We start from the raw sequence: 19429 nt of genomic DNA, 5'->3' as shown, positions 1-19429 counted from the left end.
TGTTTTTCCTAAATTATTGACTAACTGCAATATAGCTTGTAAGGCTAGCAGTTGCGAAGGTTAGGCGATTTCACCTATTAAATCAAGCAGTATAATTGAGGTTCAAGTAGCATTCAATATTACTTGTACCAAGATTCTTCCTGGGATTTATCGCTAAATAAACCTAAGAGTGGGCCAAGAATTGCCCCAAATATAAACCCGCCTGCATGGGCCCAATAGGCAATACCGCCGCTTTCCATACCGATATTGGTACGTGCTTCCAGACTAGTAAGCCCGTAGAAAGCTTGTTCGAGAAACCAGAAGCCTAAAAAGAAATATGCCGGCACACGGAAAGTCGGGAAGAAAAACCCTAAAGGTACAACACCAAGAACTTCAGCGTTGGGAAAGCGGAGAATGTATGCACCCATCACACCTGCGATCGCACCACTCGCACCCAAAGAAGGAATGCTAGAATCTTGAGCGAAGAACCACTGGGTCAACGACGCTAAAATACCGCAAGATAAATAAAACAATAAATATTTGGCGTGACCTAACTTATCTTCAACGTTGTTACCAAAAATCCAGAGAAACAACATATTACCTGCTAAGTGCAAGAAACCACCGTGTAAAAATTGTGAGGTAATTAAAGTTGCCCACTCTGGCACTGGTTGATGTACAGAGATGCCTCCAAAGCTTAAGGTGAGTTCTCGTGGAACTACAGCCGCAAGGTGTAAAAATCCATTTAATGCTTGTGGGGGAAGACTTGCTTCATAAAGAAAAGCGAGGACGTTGGCAGCAATCAGCCCATAAGTTACATAAGGCGTGATTGTTGTCGGATTATTATCTTTAATTGGAACCACGAGCGTTTTTTCCTGATTTTTAAGACAGCAATTCTACAATACGGAATTTTGTAAGTAGTTTCTTCTACCTCGTGGATGGATCTCAGTTTAATATTTGAGATTTATTGTAGGACTTACTTTTAAGCAGTAAGCATCATGCCATAATTTTCCAGTTAGAGAAGAAAGGAGCTTGACTATAGTGTTAATTTTATTCATCTAAGATTGACTATAGGATGATATCTGCTAGTTAATTCTCATATAGCCTTGGTTACTCATGTTTTTTTCAAATTCCCACCACACCTGGATAAAAATACTTTTGCCCCGGTTCTATCTGAACCTTCACATCTACAATGTACACTTCACAGGTGCGACACCGAATAGCCCGTCGTAGACATCGGCTAGGGCATTATCTAGAAGTTTAAAGAAATTTAGACAAACCCGATTATGGTTGCATATAGCACCACTCATCATCACAACTTCGCCATCCCAATAATCGTAGCGTTCCTCTTGGGTGGGTTCCCAAACCAGATATTCCTCTGCACTCATCAAAATGCGATCGGGTAAAGCAACCATCGGCGCGATCTCTCAATGATTGACTTAATCTAGGATAGCGAAAAAAGGGCGTTCTCTTTTGGTATGACTATTCCCACATCCTCTGAACAGAATAAGCATCGAATTTTTTATCCCTGCTAATAATAATTAAGGAGTGATTCATAGCCTGTGCAATCAACATCCGGTCAAATGGATCGCCATGATGTTGCGGGAGATTCCGAACTTGAAGCGTATCGGCAAAACATATCGGAAGTATGAGAATATCTGAAGTATCGATTGCAGAACCTATTGTTTCATAGCTCTGTTGAAGCGATAATTTGCCAAGGTTCAATTTAATGGCAATTTCCCAAAGACTAGCGATGCTGAGATAAACTATATCTGCGGTATTGATCATTATCCTCAGATTATCTGGAAGACTGGAGTCATTTTCAGTTAGCCAGATAAAGGCATGAGTATCTAAAAGGAAAGCACTCATTCCATATATTCCTTAAAAACTTCCAGAGGTTCATCAAAGTCATCAGGCAAAGGTAAAACAAAAGTTCCTTTTAAGATGCCAGATCGACGCTTTTGTTGTAGTAAACTCTCTTGGGAAACAGCCTTTGAATAATTCTCAATTAAATATTTGGCATAATGCAAGAGTTCTTGTTTAAGTGGCTCTGGCATTTGATCTAGTGTTTGTAAAATTTCTGCATCAATAGCCATGATTTCTCCTGAGAGGTTCTCCTACTTGTAATTTTAAGGAAATTTCTGGAAGAGATTTTATTTTTCGGTGTTAATCGATTTTATGGCAATGGAATTCCTACTGAACGAATCCCAAGTTTGACAACACCCTTGACTACATCACTTATCGTTGCGTCTCCCAGTGATTGTCCCCATTTTATTAATTTATCCCTCACCGTAGGATTATTCTGAGCTTGAGTCGCTACATCCCTCGCTACCTCCTCCTGAGCAACATCAACTGCTACACCACTGTTTTGCAGTTGTTCTATCAGTTCTTGAATCTGAGATGCGGCTTGAGTCAGATCTTGGCTCATGTTGATGTAGTTACCTTGAACATAATTACCACCTTTTGTGTTAATTGATTCATAGTAATTACCGCCATTTGTATTAATTGTGCGATTGTCGCTCATGCTATTGTTGCTTCCTATTTGAAGATTGCCAGAATTTTTAATTTCCACTTTGGGTGCTGCAAGAAGTCTTTCGAGTCTCGCCATTTCTGAATCGTTAGATTTAAGCTTTCCTTTTAGATGGGCATTTTCATTCTCCAACTCACGAACTCTTTGCTCCAAGGGTTGTCTGATAATTCTGTCACCATCTGAAATTCGTGATGGATAGGCGACTCTGATCATCATTGAACCGTCGTCTAGTAGTTTATACTCCTTGAGAAAAAGCTCACTATTGTACTCATCCTGTATCTTGACCTTTAATTCGCTGAATGCCTCTGCGATAGCTTTTGGAGATACAGGTTCAGGAAAAGTTAGTTCAATTTCTTCAAGGCTGTCTGAATAGATATAGAAATCTTGTAGCAGTTCGCAGCCCTCGCATTCCGCATCACTGCACCCAATAGATCCAATTGGATACTCCCAAGCGTCCCATTCAACCTTTACTTCAAATCCCTCTTGCTCACTGTAAAAGTAGAATGCTGCACAATAATGTAATTCTGCCCCCATTGATCTCTCATCAGCTTCAACAAACTCCCACTCTAAATCATCAGGATTAACCTCAAAAACTTCATCCGTCTCCAGAATTCTTAGTTTTGCAGTTCCTTCACACCTAATGCCCATAGCGTTTTAACTTAAACCTAATTGTCCCAGAACTAATTCTTGCGGCAATTTCACCTTAATGCTAACAAAAAGCTTTCTGGCGATCGCCTCTCAGATTTTTCGCAATAGTTCCCGAATAGTGATCGCACAATCAGGGAAAGGTAAAGGTGAAATTGTCACATCCTCTGCAAGTATGCTCTCACTGTGATAGCCGTCTGGACTGGGAAGACGATACATATACAATTTACGTCCATTTACATCTAAAATCCAGTACTCAATAATCCCTGACTTAGCATAAGCCATCGCTTTGACTTCGCGATCATATTTGAGACTGGAATCAGCTATTTCAATCAGTAAAAATACTTCGGAAGCATCGGGATGATGATCCTCATAATCTAATGGATTCAGCTTCACCACTGAAATATCTGGTTCTGGTTCTGAGTAATCGTCAAGTTGCACTGGTGACTGGATTCTTAATAAAACTTTGTCACCCAAACGTTGACGTAATAACCTTTCTGTGCGGGTAATTGCTGATTCGTGAGCAGTACCTTTTGCTGACATTCTAATGATTTGTCCCGCGATTAATTCTAAGCGTTCTTCAGGATGAAAAATCCCCATTTCCGCCATTTGGTGATATTCTTGAACACTAATTAGGCGAATATTGGTGAGCATAAGATTCAGGTTAACGTCCTAGCATTTTATCCCGCAGATGTTTAATGCGATCGCAATGAACGAATAGTTAACTACATTACAGAATGAAGATTCGCCTTGTACCTCGATAACTATCAATAGCAAGAACGATTTCAATCAAACTTTCAACACACCGATTTCGATATTCAGAGTCGTTTAGCAATCTATCAGCATTGGCAATTGTGATTACGGGTAACGATGCTGAGATATTTTCTTCACGCATGACTTGTTCGAGCGAGTCTTTCCCTTTCATGCTGCGATTAGCTGTAAGCAAAATCATCTGATTCTCCTGAGCTAATCGCCAAACAACCCTGTCATCACTTTCGATCGATAAATCCATTTCTGCAAAGGTGACAAACCGAATCGGAATTATATCGAGCCAGCCTTGAATGGCGATCGCACCAAAGAAAATTAGGGCATGACCTTTGAGATTATGATCGATCAAAAAAATCATATCTTAGATTCGCGCTTTGCCTTCGCTGCCCGGAGTTTTTCCCACGCGGCTTCAGTTCCAGGTTTGGGCGGTTGTGCTGCAATTCGGGCAACTAGCTCACGATTTTGCTCTTGGTAGTATTGCTGGAGTTCTTCGGCTTCTTTGAGAATTTGCTGATACTCCGCTTCTACCTCTGCGCGATTAGTCTCAATGTAAGCCAAAGCAGCGTTAATTTGTTCCTCTGTCAGATCAAATAATCCTTGGATAAACTGAGGCGGATATTCAGCCGTCATATAGTCTATCACGTCGTAGAGGGTGATACGTGTGCCTGCGATCGTGAGTCCTCGCTCTGTACGAATAATGGATGACTTCTTATTTGCTCCTAGAGTCATGTCCATCCCCTCTTAGAATCTACCTTTATAATATCTTGAAACTATCTGTTGACGTAATAACTTTTATATGCTGATAAGCATAAGATTTAGGTTAACGTCCTAGCATTTTATCCCGCAGATGTTTAATGCGATCGCGCAATTTCCCCGCCTCTTCAAATTCCAGTTTCTTTGCCGCCTCTTTCATCTGCGTTTCTAACAGAGTAATCAACCCTGGAATCTGTTCTAATGGCAGTTCATCTATATGTTCATCTACAACTTTCAAGTCAGTTGCATTTAACCGCCGAGATACATCTAAAAAAGCCAAAATCGCATTACTTGATTTTTTGACAATTGGTTGTGGTGTAATCCCATGCAGTCGATTATGTGCCGTTTGAATTCCACGCCGTCTATCTGTTTCATCAATAGCTTTAATCATGCTACCTGTCATATTATCGGCATACAAAATCGCTTGCCCCTGGACGTGACGCGCGGCTCTACCAATAGTTTGAATTAAGGAACGCTCGGTTCGTAAGAAACCTTCTTTATCTGCATCCATAATTGCTACTAAGGAAACTTCAGGTAAATCTAAACCTTCCCGCAGCAAATTCACACCAACTAATACATCAAATTTCCCCTCGCGCAAGTTCTGTAAAATTTCAATGCGCTCAATAGAAGTAATCTCTGAATGTAAATATCTTACTCTGATACCGTGGTCTTGCAAATATTCGGTTAAATCTTCCGCCATACGTTTAGTTAATGTGGTAATTAACACTCGTTCATGGCGATCGGCTCTATCTTTAATTTCTCCCAACAAATCATCAATTTGTCCTTCTGTAGGACGCACTGAAATTTCTGGATCAACCACCCCAGTTGGTCTAATTACTTGCTCAACTACATGGTCTTCAGAAATTTCTAATTCCCAATTTCCGGGAGTTGCGGAAACAAAAATACACTGATTTACTTTTTCCCAAAATTCCTCGGCTTTCAAAGGACGGTTATCAGCAGCACTAGGAAGCCGAAATCCATGTTCAATTAAAACTTTTTTTCTAGCTTGATCGCCGTTATACATCCCGCGAATTTGTGGCACTGTAACGTGAGATTCATCTATAACTAGTAGCCAATCTTTAGGAAAATAATCAATTAAACATTCTGGTGATTCTCCAGCTTGTCTTCCTGCTAAGTGACGAGAATAATTCTCAACGCCGTTGCAGTAACCTACTTCGCGCAGCATTTCTAGGTCATAGCGTGTACGCTGATCTATGCGTTGCGCTTCTAATAGTTTCCCAGCTTGTTCTAAGTCTAGTTTTTGCTGTTTTAATTCTGCTGCGATGTCATTACAAGCTACTTCTAACCGTTCTTCTGGGGTGACAAAGTGGCGTGCTGGGTAAACATTCACCGCTTCCAAACTCTTGAGAATTTCACCTGTTACCGGATCAATGTAACGAATCGCGTCAATTTCATCACCAAAAAATTCGACGCGAATAATTCGGTCTTCATAAGCTGGGCCAATTTCTAAGACATCACCACGGACGCGAAATTTTCCCCGACCCATTTCTATGTCGTTGCGGCTATATTGAACATTTGCCAAATCTCGTAAAATTTGGCGTTGATTTACTTCCATACCTATCTGGAGAGGGATGGCAGCTTTGAGATATTCTGCTGGCATTCCTAAACCGTAGATGCAACTGATGGAAGCAACGACAATGACATCACGGCGTTCAAATAGCGATCGCGTCGCTGAGTGCCGCAACATATCTATTTCATCATTAATCGCTGCCGTTTTTTCAATATAAGTATCGGTAACAGGAATATACGCTTCTGGCTGATAATAATCGTAGTAGCTGACAAAATACTCAACTGCGTTGTTGGGGAAGAAATCTCGCAACTCGTTACAAAGCTGGGCTGCAAGGGTTTTATTATGTGCCAGAACTAAAGTAGGCTTGCCAATTTTCTCAATAACTGCTGCTACCGAAAATGTCTTACCAGTTCCAGTGGCTCCTAGTAAAGTTTGGTAACGGTTGCCTGATTGGATACTAGCAGTTAATTGTGCGATCGCTTGTGGTTGATCGCCTGTCGGACTAAAGGGAGCTTGAAGACAAAATTCTGTCATACAGTTTTGCTGAAAATACCCTATCTCATGGTGACGATTCCGCCCTGTATCCATTCTAGCGGGGTTATTAGAGCAAATAAATAGTAATAGTTCTTTACAAAAATTATTTATTTAAATTTACTTATGTATCAGTTTTAAACATTCTTATATCTATATGAGGTTGTTTAAGGTTAAACTCTAAAGTATATGGGAAAAAATTTCATCTTTCCTTAATTATTGTAAAATTCAATTAACAAACTAGAGGTTTTCGTTTATGACTATTAGCAACACTGGCAAAGCAACCAGTTCTCGGCAAAAGTCTGCCAAGTCTCCAGGAGAAGCTACAGAAGAAGTTGGAAATCAACAAGACCAGAGCTTGAATGGAGATAAAGTCGAGGAAGTTAATGAACTGCCAGTGGGAGCTTCTGGGACACTCGCCATTTCTGGAATTCGTCCCATAGGCGCTAGCGACTTAGAAGTTGCTGAACACCTGTCAATTGCTGGGGTGCGTCCCGTTAGCACCAGTACATTAGAAGTAGTTGAAACCTATAACTCAATGGGCATTCGTCCTATTGGTGCTAATACATTCCAAGTGGTTGAAAGTATCAATCTCTCTGGGATTCGTCCAATTGGCTCAAGTTTATTGGTAATTGATGAAAGCTATTCCACCTTCGGTAATCGTCCAATAGCATCAAATGAGGTTGACAACTCTGAAAGTCTGATGGGTTTCCTTGATTAGACAAATAAAATATCCCTATAACTTTATAACCCAGTTCCGTGCAAGAACTGGGTTTTTTTTAGCTAGAAATTTAAAAGTAGAGATTATGATACTTGCATTTTTTCTATGTCTTTTAGCATAGAAACTAAGCTATCCTTACTTTATTTTATATTCAACCAACAGCCAGAACGCTTACTACAATTACCTTTCTGAATTACAAATTACGAATTACGTTAGCGAAGAACGAGCGTCATTACGAATTCTTAGAATATGTCTTGTGGTAGAAGGCTTTAACAAAAACTTTAAGTTAGTCTGTAAAGGCAATCACAAAATATTTCAAAGTTAGTTTATAGCTTTGAAATAATTTTTTGTCAAATCAGGAGTACAAAATGAGCATAGAAGATCGCGCAAAGGCAGCTGCTAAAAATGTTGAAGGTAAAGCGCAAGAAGCGTTAGGAAATGTGACTGGAGATCCTGAAGATAAAGCCAAAGGTAAAGCAAAGCAAGCTGAAAGCGAAGTACGTCACGGAATTGAAGACGTAAAAGATAATGTCAAGAAAAGCATTGACTAACAATTCATAAATTTTTTGCAGAAAGTTTAGGGATGTAAATGGGATGGATTCCATTTTTGCAGAAAAATTTGAGTTGCTTGAAAACTAAGCTACACTCTTTTGATATTACCTGAGCAAAGGTTAGACAATAGAGTATCAGCTTGATTAGTAGAATTTTTGTAGAGACGTAATTAATCACGTCTCTACACTTTCCAATAATTTTTAAAGTTTAAAATAATTTACTTAATATTTTATAAGAAGAATTCAGAAATCAGGAGTCAGAATTCAGCATGACTTCTGTACGAGTGGTTGATAGCGCAGCGTATACCCTTCGGGATGCTTCTCTTAGAGCGAGTACTCGTACCCTTACAGGGAAGCAAGCTACGCTTTTAGCGTCTCGTAGAGAGCGTCTGAATATTGGCTTAAAACCTTGCCCGCAAGTGGCGCGAAAAGAATTAAAATATTCCTCCTAATTAAAACTCCATCCCTTCATGGGTGGAGTATTCTGACTCCTGTATTCTGACTCCTGACTCCTGTTTATATTGTTTTTTCAAGCTACTTTTGAGAGTTTGTTTTAAGCACTAAAGCCTTTAATACGAACTTATTGAAGTATACAATTTAAACTCATAATTTAAAAAATCGATCTGAATATTATTTCAAATATCATGAAATTGTAGTAATATACCACAGGTATTAACTATCTTCAGCTACATCTGATTGTCAGTGCCCTTAAATTCACAATCGATGAGAATATACCGTGAGCCTAACTCTTTATTTTCTCCGTCACGGACAGACAGAATGCAGTCGCAATAATTCCTTTTGCGGTTCCATAGACTCAGAACTTACCCCAGAAGGGTTGGAGATGGCAAAGGCTTTTGCTGAGGCATATACTTCTAAGGATTGGACAGCAATATTTTGTAGTCCGATGCGGCGAACTGTATTGACAGCAAAACCTTTGTGTGAAGCAATAAAGATAAAACCACAACTTAGAGATGGTTTAAAAGAAATCAACTATGGTAAGTGGGAAGGAAAAACGCCAGAAATAATTAGCCGTGAATATCACGATGATTATATTCGCTGGTCAGCAGATCCGGCTTGGAATGGGCCAACTGGTGGGGAAATGGCGGTTACAATCGCTTCTCGCGCCTTGCAGGTAATTGAAGAAATCAAGCAAAATTACACGAGTGGAAATGTTTTAGTCGTTTCTCACAAGGCAACTATCAGAATTCTTTTGTGTAGTTTTCTGGGAATTGACGTGGGACGCTTCCGTTTTCGTTTGGGATGCCCTGTGGCTTCGGTCAGTGTTGTGGAATTTAGTTCACATGGGCCGCTGGTAAAGGTTTTAGCAGACCGTAGTCATTTGGATGAACGATTGCTAAATTTACCGGGAACGTGAGGGGAGACGCAATTAATCGCGTCTGTACAATATTATTTTTACCCTTACTCTAGCTGGCTATCTGGTTCAGTATATTTACAGTAAACGTTTATTCCAATTTTCAAAATATATAATACGACAATTGTGGCGATCGCACCATCCATCGGTATTCCATTTACTGCTGCAACTGCCACCAGTGAGCCAATAATACTATTGAGCAGAGAAGCACTACCAGGGTTCTTGGTGTATTCTTTAATTTTGCCCTGTAAACCATCATCACCACAGATTTCCACGCGGATTTCATTGAGGGTGAGTTGTAAGAGAGATTTTTTGCCCTTACTATAATCTGTTTTGCCGACTTTCTCTTGCCAAAGTGCATCAAAAGTGCTTTCTAGATTGCCATTATGTTGTTGCAAGGTAGTAAGCGCTTGTTGCGCTGGGGTGTCGTTAGGCAGAAGTTGCTGAAGTTCTTGGATTTCAACAGGGGTTAATTGGGCATTCATTATATTTGACTTAATATATTTATGGAGTATTTGTTAGTTCCTGAATCAATTCTTCAGGTGTGATAATTCTGGGAGTAGCAACTGGAAAATCTCTAGGGTTGCGAGTAATAATAGCATCGAAGTGATTGAGTACCGCAGCGCTGTATTGAATAGCGTCTTCAAAATCTCTAAAGTTAAGGTTTAGTGCCATGTTGATTGCGGTACTGTCTACGGTAGCAACACAGCAAAAGTTGACCAACTGCTTTAAATAAGTAAGTGTCCACTCTCGACCTCTTGCCCTACGGATGATGTAATACAAATCACTAAAAGTTGAAGCGGAAATATAACCTTCTACCTGTCCTTGCTCAACTAGCACCAACACTTGTTCGCTTGCCTCTAGGAAAGGTTCACGCTCAAGGGCATCATCTACAATGATGTTGGTGTCTAACAAGATTTTCACAGATTATGTTTCTCCTTTAAAGCTTCCCATCTGGCTTGGTCTGGGTCAAAGTCTGGTGGTGTCGGTGGGGCATTTTCAAATAAACCTTCAAATGCTTTGACTTTAGACTTTCTTCTCGGCTTTTCTGGCTGTGACTCAGTAGAAGTTTCCAAGGATGGAACTGGCTGCAAAATAATCACTTCCACTTTTCCAGGAGCAATATTTAGAGGTTCGTCAATAATTAAATGACCTGATTCGTCAATTGTGGCGTTCAGCTTGTAGGCTTGCATACTTTGATCGCAGTTATAAATGAATGTCTTGTCGTCACCAACATTACAACATTAAGTCTTAACGCTATAACATTAAGGCTTAATGCTGTAACCTTAAGGCTTAACCTTATAACCTTAAGGCTTAACGCTATAACCTTAAGACTTAACGCTATAACCTTAAGACTTAACGCTATAACCTTAAGGCTTAACGTTACAACATTAATCACCAGCATCATAAGATTAAGGCTTAAGGTTACAACTTTTTGACAAAAGCTTGTGCGATCGCTCTTTAGGGTAGTGCAATCTGTGCGATCGCAAGCAATGCTTAAATAAAACTTATGAATGATTTGACGTTAGTAATAAATTTTACATTACACCCGATCTCTCCATTCCCAATCTCTTTCCTACAACTATGTTTATAGGCTATCTTGCGCTGCCCAAATTGTTTATTACTTTAGTTAATTGAGTTTTGATGTCATTTCTGGTTTGCTTGACTTACTGCTTGAATTGCCAAAATTATCCACTGCGGGCATTCTTTACCCATAACATCTTGCCAAATTTCTTTGAACTGACTAGTTTCCACTTGATTCAAAATTCTTCCTACAGCCTTGAGTTCTGAATGAATCCATTCCGAGGAACCAATCTCCTTAATGTTATGTTGAGTATCAATAGCAAAAGCTTGCAAATAAATTTTTAATGCTTCATTAAGCTTACCTTGAATTTCTAAAACTTCACCCCATTCAGTTAGCGTTCCTGCTACTTTGTACCAATTTTCCAAAGAAAACTGAATCTCAAAACTTTTTTGGAAATAGGCTATTGCTTCTGAGTATTTTTTTTGTAATTTTGCAATTTCTCCTAGACTATGATACTCATCTGAAGCTTGATACAAATTATTCTCGTCTTCATAAATCTGCATTGATTTTTTATAGTAAACCTTGGCATTCTCAAAATCTTTTTGTTTCTGTGCAGCCTGACCTAGTTGATGATATATTCCAGCAGCGAAGTCATAATCTCCAAAGTCTTCAACAATCCGTAGAGCCTTTTTATAATTCATAACTGCCTGAGTGTAATCATTTTCATATACTGCTAATACACCCATTTCTTGATAAATTCCTGCAATTCTATATAAGTCAGGGTAATCTTGGTAAATGTGAAAAGCTTTTTGGTAATATTGAGTTGCTAGCTCAAAATTGCATTGCATTCTTGCAGTAATACCAAGCTCATAATACACGCCAGCAACATTGTAAAAATCAGCAGCATTTTCAAAAAAGACTAGGGCGTTTTGGTAGTAGAGAAAAGCTCCATCAAAATCTCTCTCTTCTCTTGCTGCTAGACCTAAATTATAATTAGCAACAGCAATATCATCATTCTTGGACAAATCATTTAATGCAGTAAGTCCACCCAAAATTTCTTGATGGATTTTCTTGGCTATCTCCGGTTTGCCTAGTCTAACTTCTTCAACAGCGTCCATCCCACGTAGATACATCCAGAAGTCAAAAGCTTCTTGACCTTTTGTTTTTGCTTCTGCCAAGGTTGTTCCTACTTGACTCAGTGCCCGTTGTCGCAATGACCTAAATTCTGTTGAAAAACCTTGAATATCATACACTTGACCCAAAGCTCTTAAAATCTTCAGTGCGGGATACCATTCTTGCTGTTGTTCTGCAAGTCGCAAATTTTGTAGTAAATTTGGCTCTTCAATTAGCAGTATTCTAATTGCCCACTCAGCATTACCATTTTTTTCTGGGTCATTCGCCGCAGCTAAAAACATATATAAAATAAGCAACTTTTTCTCTAGTTGAGTTACCTCCTTTGCAGTTTTAGATACAAGTAATTTTTGGCGCAGATACCAAGGCAGGGCAGGATGAATTTTGTAGATGGTTTGACCAAGATATTCTAATATACCTACTTCGCTTGCTTCATGAAGAATTTTTAGCCAATCCTCTGTTTTCAAATTTTCCTCAAACAAAGCTTGATATGCCTGTTTCAAATCTATAGGGTCATCATCAATATTCAAAAACTTATTAAACGTCTCAACATCCACCCGTTCACAAAAGAGAGCCAAAAACGGTAAATGTCGCTGCGCCTTCTCCGACAACTTAGCAAAGGAATAATCCAACGACACAGTAAGAGATTTTTCTCTCCCTTCTTCCTCCTGTCCCCTAAAAGTATCCAATCCCCGCCGCAACGCCTCAATTAACTGCACAGGTGTCTGTGTCTTTAAATGCGGCAACACCACCCGCAAAGACAAGGGATGTCCCCCCAACAATTTCAACAATTCCAAATACTCTGCTGGTAGGTTCTTTCTCTCTACACCCACCGTTTGCAAAATCTTCGCGGCTAACTCTTGGGCATCCGCTTCAGACAACCCCCGCAAATTGATTAAACTATACCCACAATCCAACCAAGGTTCTTCGCGGCGACTGGTAATTAATACCCAAGATTTACCACCCCGCAATTCTTTAAGAAACCGCTTCAGCTTGTTTCTTTCTTCCTCACTCAATAATGGTTCATTCCCCGTAGGGAAACCGTTGACAGGTTCAAAGTTATCCCAAATCAACAAGCAAGAATTAGTTTGCAGATATTGCCACACGACATCTTCTTGCTTATCTGGCATCATTTGGGAAAATCTCTCACCTCCTAACGCCCTACCAATTTGGTTAATTACCTGACTCAACCCCGCGCCCTGTTCAAAGGAGGTGAAGAACATACCGCCTGTACGTCCTTGAGTGTCATTTAACCACCGGGCGAAACCTGCGGCTAACTCAGTTTTACCAACGCCGCCCATTCCCTGCACTAAAACCAGATGATTTTGCCGAAATGCTCTCTCTAAACGCAAAATCTCATAATCTCGCCCAATAAAACCGAATGCGCTTTCATCAGGTAAACTTACAGCTTTGCTACTTTCTGGGGTGTTGTCTGTTTGCGCCATCAAATCGGCAAAACTGGGTGCTGTCTTTTTAGGAACAAAAGGCGTGTAAGGTTCCTGCTGATACAACACCGGCACAAGCCAATCTTGTAAAGGTAAATTTCCTTTGGGACTGGGGCGCATTTTGTCAATAGACATGGACTTACGCCCTGCTGCAACGGCTGTGGCGATACACTCTCCCCTGACTAATTCCCCATACAACCGCCCAATAAAATGTTCTGCACCTTTGGCGTAAACTGAATACGCCATCGCTACCACACCCTTAGCCCCCAACTTCACCAACTGTCCCGCTACAGAAGAAAAAGCTTCTTCGCCTACTTGTCCAGACTTGCAAGCATTCAGTACAAAAATTGGTACGCGACAATCTGTCAAATATTGGGCAATTTCCCTAGCACTGACAGCTTGCTCATTTCCCTGTTCATCCTCAAAGACTAAAACTCCCTGTGTCTCGCTGTCAAAATTTCCATGTCCATCAAAATGGACGATATGATAAAAACCCTTATTCGCTTGCAGTTCCGCTTCAAATGCTTTCAAACTAGGGGGACGCAATACCTTAAGATTGACTCGCTGACGTATCGGTTGCAGCGCCGCCAGCAGGGGACGGGCAATGGTTTTAAACCCAACGTCTTGCTGATCGTAAGGACGCGCAATAACTAGTAAAATATTCAGTTGGTCATCGGGCATTGCTGGCAATGGTGCTTTTACGCCCTGACTGCTGAGACTGCGATATATTCCCGCCAGTGAAGGTGCAAGAAATTGATAATCGGGGGAATATAGCAACTCCCAAGGCAAATTCAGCACTTCGGCGTTATCAGAAATGATGCCCAGTTCACAGTTATCTAGCCCTTCCCGTGTCGCTTCCTGAAAAAACTCTCTTCCTTTCTCTGTACTGCGAAATACTAGCTCAAATAGCTGTTGTCCCCAATGCTGTAATTTTTGTTCAATTTTTACAGCGTTATCTGGATAAATCCCGTAAGGAAACTTTAGATAATCTTCTAAATACCAGCGCAACTCAGCCGCATTTTCTTCATCGAAGGGTTGCTGGAAGGTGACTTCTGACGCAAAACGAGGACTTTCATATCCGCGTTGCCAAGAAAGTTGGATTTTATCGTTTTGATGCGTAATCCGCAACCAATTTTGCGCCATAGCTACTGCCAACACTGGTTAATGTGATGTTACCTTATCCTAGTCATTCACGCAGAGGTTAGGGATTTGCAAATAAAAAAATATCCTAAAACTGACTCAAAAATCTTCTCTATTTCTCCTGTCTCTGTGTTCTCTGCGTCTCTGTGGTTCGTTCATTTGGATAATTTATTTCTTGGATGTCCCTTAGCTGATTATTTTATTGGGTTAGAGTTTTATAGGACTTACGCACGAGTTACGGAATAACGAACCACAGAGGCACAGAGGGCACGGAGAAATCAGAGTTTGAGAGATAATTTGTGTAAGTCCTTTTTTAATCCAGTACAGATACAGCGATAATTTACTCAAATCATCACTGAGTTATTTCATGCTGCCAGTTATTGAAAGTATTGTATTACGTCAAATGGCTTCGGGCGATCGCCTCTACTTACAAGTATACAAATTCATCGGCGCTCAACGTGGTAAAAAGGTTTACATTCAATCTAATCTGCACGGTGCAGAAATTGCTGGTAATGCCGTTATTCACCAGCTAATTGAGTTTTTGCTAACAATAAATGATACAGATTTAACTGGAGAAATTTGGCTAGTTCCCGTTTGTAATCCAATGGGGACAAATGAACGCGCTCATCATTTTTCTCCTGGACGTTACTGCGTTTATGAAGCCAAAGACTGGAATCGCATCTTTTGGGACTACGAGAAAGAAGCTGATGATTTAGTAGCTTTTACTAAATCTCAACTTCATATTGATCTAAAGGTCGTCAGACAAAATTATCTAACTACAATTAAGCAACAATTTGCAAAAACTTTAGAAAAAATTAATTCTTCTAATGGTGTTCTCTACACTGAGCTTTTTGCTTACAAGTTACAAAACCTGAGTTTAGACGCAGACTACTTAATTGATTTACACAGTTCTACCAATCAAGCTTTAGACTACATTTATTACTTCCGAAATCGAGAAGACAGTGTAAAATACTTCCTACTTGATTTTGGAATATTGCTTGATAAATATGATGGTGATGCTTTTGATGAAGCTTTTATTAAACCTTGGTTAGCACTAGAAGCTTGTTTTAAAGAGTTGGGTAGAGAAATTAAGTTTGATGTGGAAGCTTGGACACTGGAATTAGGCTCAGGAATGCAAATGAATCCTGATTCAGTCGCTAAAGGTGTACGGGGTGTGAAAAATTATTTAGTGCAGAAAGGTGTAATACAAGTTTCTAATTTACCAGAAGACACAAAAACCTACGAAATGACTTTTGCATCTAGCAGCAACCGGAAAAAATATTATGCGATCGCAGGTGGTATGATTCAATCCAGAATCGAATTAGGTAGCAAAGTCAAAGCTGGAGACAAGCTGTATCAAATTCTCAGTTTTAATAAAGAAGGTAAGTTACCTACTGTAATTGATGTCTGCGCTCAACATGATGGATTGGTTTATGATGTCGCAACCAATCAGGCTGTGAATGAAGGCGAGTTTGTATTGGGAATTGTTAGTTAGGGGATAGCAAATATATCAATTGTAGAGACGGCGATTCATCGCGTCTCTTGCCTTAACCGAACAGCATTAAAACTGGTCTTGACAAAAATGCACATCAATGAATCGATTAATTAAAGGTTACAGCCATTCCTGTACGAAATACTATAAACGCTTACTATATAAGGCTTTCAGAAATTTATCGTCTTATTTCCCGACAACTCTAATGTACAACTAGCTGTATTTGCTAAATTTGATAGGCGATCGCTTAAAATTTAGAAGTTGGTGATTGTTATCTTGCAAAAAGAATGTCTCAGTCAAGTTTTCAGCGTGCAAATACTCTTAAAGCGGCTTTTTTGGCTTGTAATGTTGAGCCGCTTGAACCAGCAGAAATGGAACGGTATTATGTCGATCTGTCGGCGGTGCGGAAAACTTCGGCTATTGATAATGTTAGTACAATTTTGGATTTTCAAGAAGCAGGTGATTTTACAACAATTTTATTTACCGGACATCGCGGTTGTGGTAAAAGTACCGAGTTAAAAAAAATTCAGAGTCTTTGGGAAGACAATTATCGGGTTATTTATTTGGAAGCGAATGAAGAGACAGATATTAATGATACCCGATATACAGATTTATATTTGATTGTGATTAAACAAGTTGAATTTGAATTACGAAAATTAGGTTTAACTTTTAATCAAGATATATTAAAAAGTTTTGAATCATGGTTTAAAGACATTACTCAAGAAAACGAGCAAAGTGTCGAAAAATCAGTCAACGTTGAGGCAGAGGCAACTCTCAGCCCTACAGCGCCATTTCTCGCCAAACTAATGGTCAAATTGCTGGCGCAAATTAAAGGCTCGGACAAGCAAAAGACAACTATTCGCCAAACTCTAGAAAAAGATTTATCTCGCCTCAAATCTGATACTAATTTGTTATTAAGCGACGCTTACACAAAATTACGCCAGAAATTTCCTGAATGCAAAGGTTTACTCATCATCTTCGATAATTTGGATCGGGTTCCTCCTGTAGTAGCAGAACATTTATTCTTTGATTATGCGGCGCAGATGCAGGAATTAAATTGTACAATCATTTATACAGTACCGATTTCAATTCTTTGTTCGCCGAAAAATCCCCTAAATCAATTTGATGGTAATCCTCATATTGTGCCGATGATTAATATCTATGAATTTGATCGGCATAAATGTGATTTAGATTATAATCAGACCGGCTTAGATGCGATAGCAAGTGTAATTGAAAAACGGGTTGATATTGATGCAATTTTCGAGAGTCGTCATAAATTATTAGAACTAGCAAAAGCAAGTGGTGGCCATGTGCGTCAGTTAATGCAAATGATGCGCTCTGCATGTCAAACAGCGAGTACCCGAAAACATAAAAAAATTATATCGGAAGATATAGAGTATGCAGTTAAACAGCAACAATTTAGTTTTGAGCGATTTATTCCTGAAGAACATTATACTCATTTGGCTCAGGTTTGTTTAACTAAAAATGTCAGTAAAGATGAAATTGGACAACTAATGTTATTTAATACTTCCGTGTTGGAATATAACGGCGATAAACGATGGAATTATCCAAATCCGGTGGTTAAAAGAAATGAGTTCTTCCAACAAGCTCTCCAATCAGCACAACAACAGTAAATTTCAAATAGAAATAGGTAAATTTATTACCTATAACCAAGATGAATTCGCTGAATTGGTAACATTTATCGATTTTGCTGAAAAATTTACGTTAGGTTTTATTGAAATTAACTTTCCCCCCGATATAGATTTATTAATTGCTGGATTGCGACAAGAGCCTCAATGTCAAGAAATCCAATTTGTGGTTTTAGATTTTCCTGAAAAGAATTTGCGATTTCTGCGGGATGAATTAGTGCAGCAATTAGCCAACATTACCAAAGAAACAAATAAAAAACTTGTTTTATTAATTCGGAATTTAGAAAAATCAATTGGTGTCTTTGGTGATTATCCACCAGTTCTACAGGATTTAAACTTCGTCCGCGATTCTTATCGTCAAACTGTACCGCATCCCCTTTTATTTATCTTGCCAGATTATGCGATTTCGCGGTTAGCAAAATTTGCACCTGATTTTTGGGCTTGGAAATCAGGTTTATTTCGCTTTAAAACTACAGAATTGACTAGAGATAAGGCAATTGCCAATACTCTCAATGCAGATACAGATATAGAACGCTTACCAACACCAAAACAACAAGAACGTATCGATTTATTACATAGCTTGTTGATGGAATATAACCCAACTGGAGAAATACCCAGCCTGGAACATCTTCGCAATTGCTGTAATATTTTAAATGAATTAGGCAAAGCATATTTAAGTCAACGCAAACCAATCCAAGCTAGAGAGTATTTAGAAAAAGCTTGTGAAATTATCAAGAATTTTCCTGATTATTCTTTACAAATTGAAGTTATCAATCAGTTAGGTAAAAGCTATCAGCAGCAACGACAGTTTGAATCTGCAAATAGCTATCATCAACAAGCTTTGGATATTGCCAAAAAACAGAAAAATCATCGTGCTGTCGCTGATTCATTGCATTATTTAGGCAATGTCTCTCTGAGTATGCCACAGTTCCACCAGGCACGGGATTATTATCAACAAGCCCTGGAAATCAAAATCGAATTTGGCGATCGCTACTCCTGTGCTAGCACTTACCACAATTTGGGAGTCGTTGCCCAAGAGTTGCGACAGTTCCACCAGGCACGGGATTATTATCAACAAGCCCTGGAAATCACAATCGAATTTGGCGATCGCTACTCCTGTGCTACGACTTACCACCAGTTGGGATATGTTGCCCAAGAATTGCGGGAATACCACCAGGCACGGGATTATTATCAACAAGCCCTGGAAATCAATATCGAATTTGGCGATCGCTACTCCTGTGCTAGCACTTACCACCAGTTGGGAATGGTTGCCCAAGAGTTGCGGGAATACCACCAGGCACGGGATTATTATCAACAAGCCCTGGAAATCTTTATCGAATTTGGCGATCGCTACTCCTGTGCTACGACTTACCACAACTTGGGAATCGTTGCCGAAGAGTTGCGGGAATACCACCAGGCACGGGATTATTATCAACAAGCCCTGGAAATCAAAATCGAATTTGGCAATCGCTATTCCTGTGCTAAGACTTACGCAACATTAGGATTGCTTGCAAAAGCAGAGGAAAATTACGCGGAAGCTAGGGCTAATTTGCAGACAGCGTTGGAGATATATGTTGAGTATCAGGATGAATATATGGCTACGGTGGTGAGGGAGATTTTAGAGAGTTTACCGGAGTAGGTGAGGATATGGGCGATCAATCGCGTTTTG

At 39.6% G+C, this 19429-nt stretch carries 19 protein-coding genes and 1 pseudogene; 7 read left to right on the top strand and 13 right to left on the bottom strand.

Annotated features, from left to right (window positions below):
* Positions 1-119: 119 nt before the first annotated feature.
* The 9 genes and pseudogenes from ANSO36C_RS11420 to uvrB all read right to left on the bottom strand — a co-directional run bounded on the left by ANSO36C_RS11420 (position 120) and on the right by uvrB (position 6737).
* Positions 120-839: a rhomboid family intramembrane serine protease gene (locus ANSO36C_RS11420; protein ID WP_251959637.1), complete on the bottom strand. Its 720-nt coding sequence runs from the start codon at positions 837-839 to the stop codon at positions 120-122.
* A 271-nt stretch (positions 840-1110) separates the two neighbouring features.
* Positions 1111-1391, bottom strand: a pseudogene (locus ANSO36C_RS11415) (Uma2 family endonuclease); the annotation flags it as partial.
* 67 nt (positions 1392-1458) lie between these two features.
* The gene (locus ANSO36C_RS11410; protein ID WP_251959636.1) at positions 1459-1845 is read right to left on the bottom strand and encodes a type II toxin-antitoxin system VapC family toxin; all 387 of its coding nucleotides are present in this window, start codon (positions 1843-1845) and stop codon (positions 1459-1461) included.
* Complete coding sequence (gene vapB, locus ANSO36C_RS11405) at positions 1842-2072, bottom strand: type II toxin-antitoxin system VapB family antitoxin (protein ID WP_251959635.1); 231 nt, start codon at positions 2070-2072, stop codon at positions 1842-1844. The genes ANSO36C_RS11410 and vapB overlap by 4 nt, the downstream gene beginning before the upstream one ends.
* Positions 2073-2152: 80 nt before the next feature.
* Positions 2153-3154, bottom strand: a complete 1002-nt coding sequence (locus tag ANSO36C_RS11400) for an RIP homotypic interaction motif-containing protein (protein ID WP_251959634.1) — start codon at positions 3152-3154, stop codon at positions 2153-2155.
* Positions 3155-3244: 90 nt separating this feature from the next.
* Positions 3245-3805 (bottom strand): Uma2 family endonuclease, encoded by a 561-nt coding sequence (locus ANSO36C_RS11395; protein WP_251959633.1) that lies wholly within the window; start codon positions 3803-3805, stop codon positions 3245-3247.
* A gap of 76 nt (positions 3806-3881) precedes the next feature.
* Positions 3882-4277 (bottom strand): ACP S-malonyltransferase, encoded by a 396-nt coding sequence (locus ANSO36C_RS11390; RefSeq protein ID WP_251959632.1) that lies wholly within the window; start codon positions 4275-4277, stop codon positions 3882-3884.
* Positions 4274-4648, bottom strand: coding sequence for a DUF433 domain-containing protein (locus ANSO36C_RS11385; RefSeq protein WP_251959631.1), 375 nt, complete (start codon positions 4646-4648; stop codon positions 4274-4276). Before ANSO36C_RS11385 ends, ANSO36C_RS11390 begins: the two co-directional genes overlap by 4 nt.
* 91 nt (positions 4649-4739) lie before the next feature.
* Entirely contained in the window at positions 4740-6737 is a 1998-nt protein-coding gene (gene uvrB / locus ANSO36C_RS11380) for an excinuclease ABC subunit UvrB (RefSeq protein ID WP_251959630.1), read from the bottom strand.
* A 253-nt stretch (positions 6738-6990) separates the two neighbouring features.
* Between uvrB and ANSO36C_RS11375 the strand changes: the two genes are divergently transcribed.
* The 4 genes from ANSO36C_RS11375 to ANSO36C_RS11360 all read left to right on the top strand — a co-directional run bounded on the left by ANSO36C_RS11375 (position 6991) and on the right by ANSO36C_RS11360 (position 9381).
* Positions 6991-7455 carry a hypothetical protein gene (locus ANSO36C_RS11375; RefSeq protein ID WP_251959629.1) on the top strand — a complete coding sequence of 155 codons (465 nt, stop codon included), beginning with the start codon at positions 6991-6993 and terminating at the stop codon, positions 7453-7455.
* A 368-nt stretch (positions 7456-7823) separates the two neighbouring features.
* A complete protein-coding gene (locus tag ANSO36C_RS11370; protein ID WP_251959628.1) occupies positions 7824-8006 on the top strand; it encodes a CsbD family protein in 183 nt (60 codons plus the stop codon).
* 269 nt (positions 8007-8275) lie between these two features.
* Positions 8276-8458, top strand: coding sequence for a hypothetical protein (locus ANSO36C_RS11365; RefSeq protein WP_251959627.1), 183 nt, complete (start codon positions 8276-8278; stop codon positions 8456-8458).
* A 284-nt stretch (positions 8459-8742) separates the two neighbouring features.
* Positions 8743-9381: a histidine phosphatase family protein gene (locus ANSO36C_RS11360; RefSeq protein ID WP_251959626.1), complete on the top strand. Its 639-nt coding sequence runs from the start codon at positions 8743-8745 to the stop codon at positions 9379-9381.
* A gap of 44 nt (positions 9382-9425) precedes the next feature.
* On the opposite strand, the gene ANSO36C_RS11355 is transcribed toward ANSO36C_RS11360, so the two are convergent.
* The 4 genes from ANSO36C_RS11355 to ANSO36C_RS11340 all read right to left on the bottom strand — a co-directional run bounded on the left by ANSO36C_RS11355 (position 9426) and on the right by ANSO36C_RS11340 (position 14637).
* Positions 9426-9863 (bottom strand): CUE domain-containing protein, encoded by a 438-nt coding sequence (locus tag ANSO36C_RS11355; RefSeq protein WP_251959625.1) that lies wholly within the window; start codon positions 9861-9863, stop codon positions 9426-9428.
* Positions 9864-9882: 19 nt separating this feature from the next.
* A complete protein-coding gene (locus tag ANSO36C_RS11350; protein WP_251959624.1) occupies positions 9883-10302 on the bottom strand; it encodes a type II toxin-antitoxin system VapC family toxin in 420 nt (139 codons plus the stop codon).
* Positions 10299-10571 (bottom strand): hypothetical protein, encoded by a 273-nt coding sequence (locus ANSO36C_RS11345; RefSeq protein ID WP_251959623.1) that lies wholly within the window; start codon positions 10569-10571, stop codon positions 10299-10301. The genes ANSO36C_RS11350 and ANSO36C_RS11345 overlap by 4 nt, the downstream gene beginning before the upstream one ends.
* 454 nt (positions 10572-11025) lie before the next feature.
* On the bottom strand, positions 11026-14637 hold the full coding sequence (locus ANSO36C_RS11340) for a tetratricopeptide repeat protein (RefSeq protein WP_251959622.1): 3612 nt from the start codon (positions 14635-14637) through the stop codon (positions 11026-11028).
* Positions 14638-14986: 349 nt separating this feature from the next.
* On the opposite strand from ANSO36C_RS11340, the gene ANSO36C_RS11335 reads away from it, so the two are divergent.
* From ANSO36C_RS11335 to ANSO36C_RS11325, 3 genes are all read left to right on the top strand, one after another.
* Positions 14987-16114 carry a succinylglutamate desuccinylase/aspartoacylase family protein gene (locus ANSO36C_RS11335; RefSeq protein ID WP_251959621.1) on the top strand — a complete coding sequence of 376 codons (1128 nt, stop codon included), beginning with the start codon at positions 14987-14989 and terminating at the stop codon, positions 16112-16114.
* Positions 16115-16398: 284 nt separating this feature from the next.
* Positions 16399-17745, top strand: a complete 1347-nt coding sequence (locus tag ANSO36C_RS11330) for a P-loop NTPase fold protein (protein ID WP_251959620.1) — start codon at positions 16399-16401, stop codon at positions 17743-17745.
* Positions 17702-19399 (top strand): tetratricopeptide repeat protein, encoded by a 1698-nt coding sequence (locus tag ANSO36C_RS11325; protein ID WP_251959619.1) that lies wholly within the window; start codon positions 17702-17704, stop codon positions 19397-19399. The genes ANSO36C_RS11330 and ANSO36C_RS11325 overlap by 44 nt, the downstream gene beginning before the upstream one ends.
* Positions 19400-19429: the final 30 nt, after the last annotated feature.

The sequence above is a fragment of the Nostoc cf. commune SO-36 genome, assembly GCF_023734775.1.
Taxonomy (GTDB): domain Bacteria; phylum Cyanobacteriota; class Cyanobacteriia; order Cyanobacteriales; family Nostocaceae; genus Nostoc; species Nostoc commune_A.
Note: the sequence above shows the minus strand (reverse complement) of the source record. Positions and strands in the feature narration are given on the sequence as shown.

Excerpts from the sequence above, each read along its gene's own strand:
- ANSO36C_RS11390 (WP_251959632.1), bottom strand. The coding sequence starts at position 4,277 with ATGATTTTTTTGATCGATCATAATCTCAAAGGTCATGCCCTAATTTTC.
- ANSO36C_RS11385 (WP_251959631.1), bottom strand. The coding sequence starts at position 4,648 with ATGACTCTAGGAGCAAATAAGAAGTCATCCATTATTCGTACAGAGCGA.
- ANSO36C_RS11330 (WP_251959620.1), top strand. The coding sequence starts at position 16,399 with ATGTCTCAGTCAAGTTTTCAGCGTGCAAATACTCTTAAAGCGGCTTTT.
- ANSO36C_RS11375 (WP_251959629.1), top strand. The coding sequence starts at position 6,991 with ATGACTATTAGCAACACTGGCAAAGCAACCAGTTCTCGGCAAAAGTCT.
- ANSO36C_RS11365 (WP_251959627.1), top strand. The coding sequence starts at position 8,276 with ATGACTTCTGTACGAGTGGTTGATAGCGCAGCGTATACCCTTCGGGAT.
- ANSO36C_RS11370 (WP_251959628.1), top strand. The coding sequence starts at position 7,824 with ATGAGCATAGAAGATCGCGCAAAGGCAGCTGCTAAAAATGTTGAAGGT.
- ANSO36C_RS11335 (WP_251959621.1), top strand. The coding sequence starts at position 14,987 with ATGCTGCCAGTTATTGAAAGTATTGTATTACGTCAAATGGCTTCGGGC.
- ANSO36C_RS11395 (WP_251959633.1), bottom strand. The coding sequence starts at position 3,805 with ATGCTCACCAATATTCGCCTAATTAGTGTTCAAGAATATCACCAAATG.
- ANSO36C_RS11410 (WP_251959636.1), bottom strand. The coding sequence starts at position 1,845 with ATGAGTGCTTTCCTTTTAGATACTCATGCCTTTATCTGGCTAACTGAA.
- uvrB (WP_251959630.1), bottom strand. The coding sequence starts at position 6,737 with ATGACAGAATTTTGTCTTCAAGCTCCCTTTAGTCCGACAGGCGATCAA.
- ANSO36C_RS11345 (WP_251959623.1), bottom strand. The coding sequence starts at position 10,571 with ATGCAAGCCTACAAGCTGAACGCCACAATTGACGAATCAGGTCATTTA.
- vapB (WP_251959635.1), bottom strand. The coding sequence starts at position 2,072 with ATGGCTATTGATGCAGAAATTTTACAAACACTAGATCAAATGCCAGAG.
- ANSO36C_RS11400 (WP_251959634.1), bottom strand. The coding sequence starts at position 3,154 with ATGGGCATTAGGTGTGAAGGAACTGCAAAACTAAGAATTCTGGAGACG.
- ANSO36C_RS11325 (WP_251959619.1), top strand. The coding sequence starts at position 17,702 with ATGAGTTCTTCCAACAAGCTCTCCAATCAGCACAACAACAGTAAATTT.
- ANSO36C_RS11355 (WP_251959625.1), bottom strand. The coding sequence starts at position 9,863 with ATGAATGCCCAATTAACCCCTGTTGAAATCCAAGAACTTCAGCAACTT.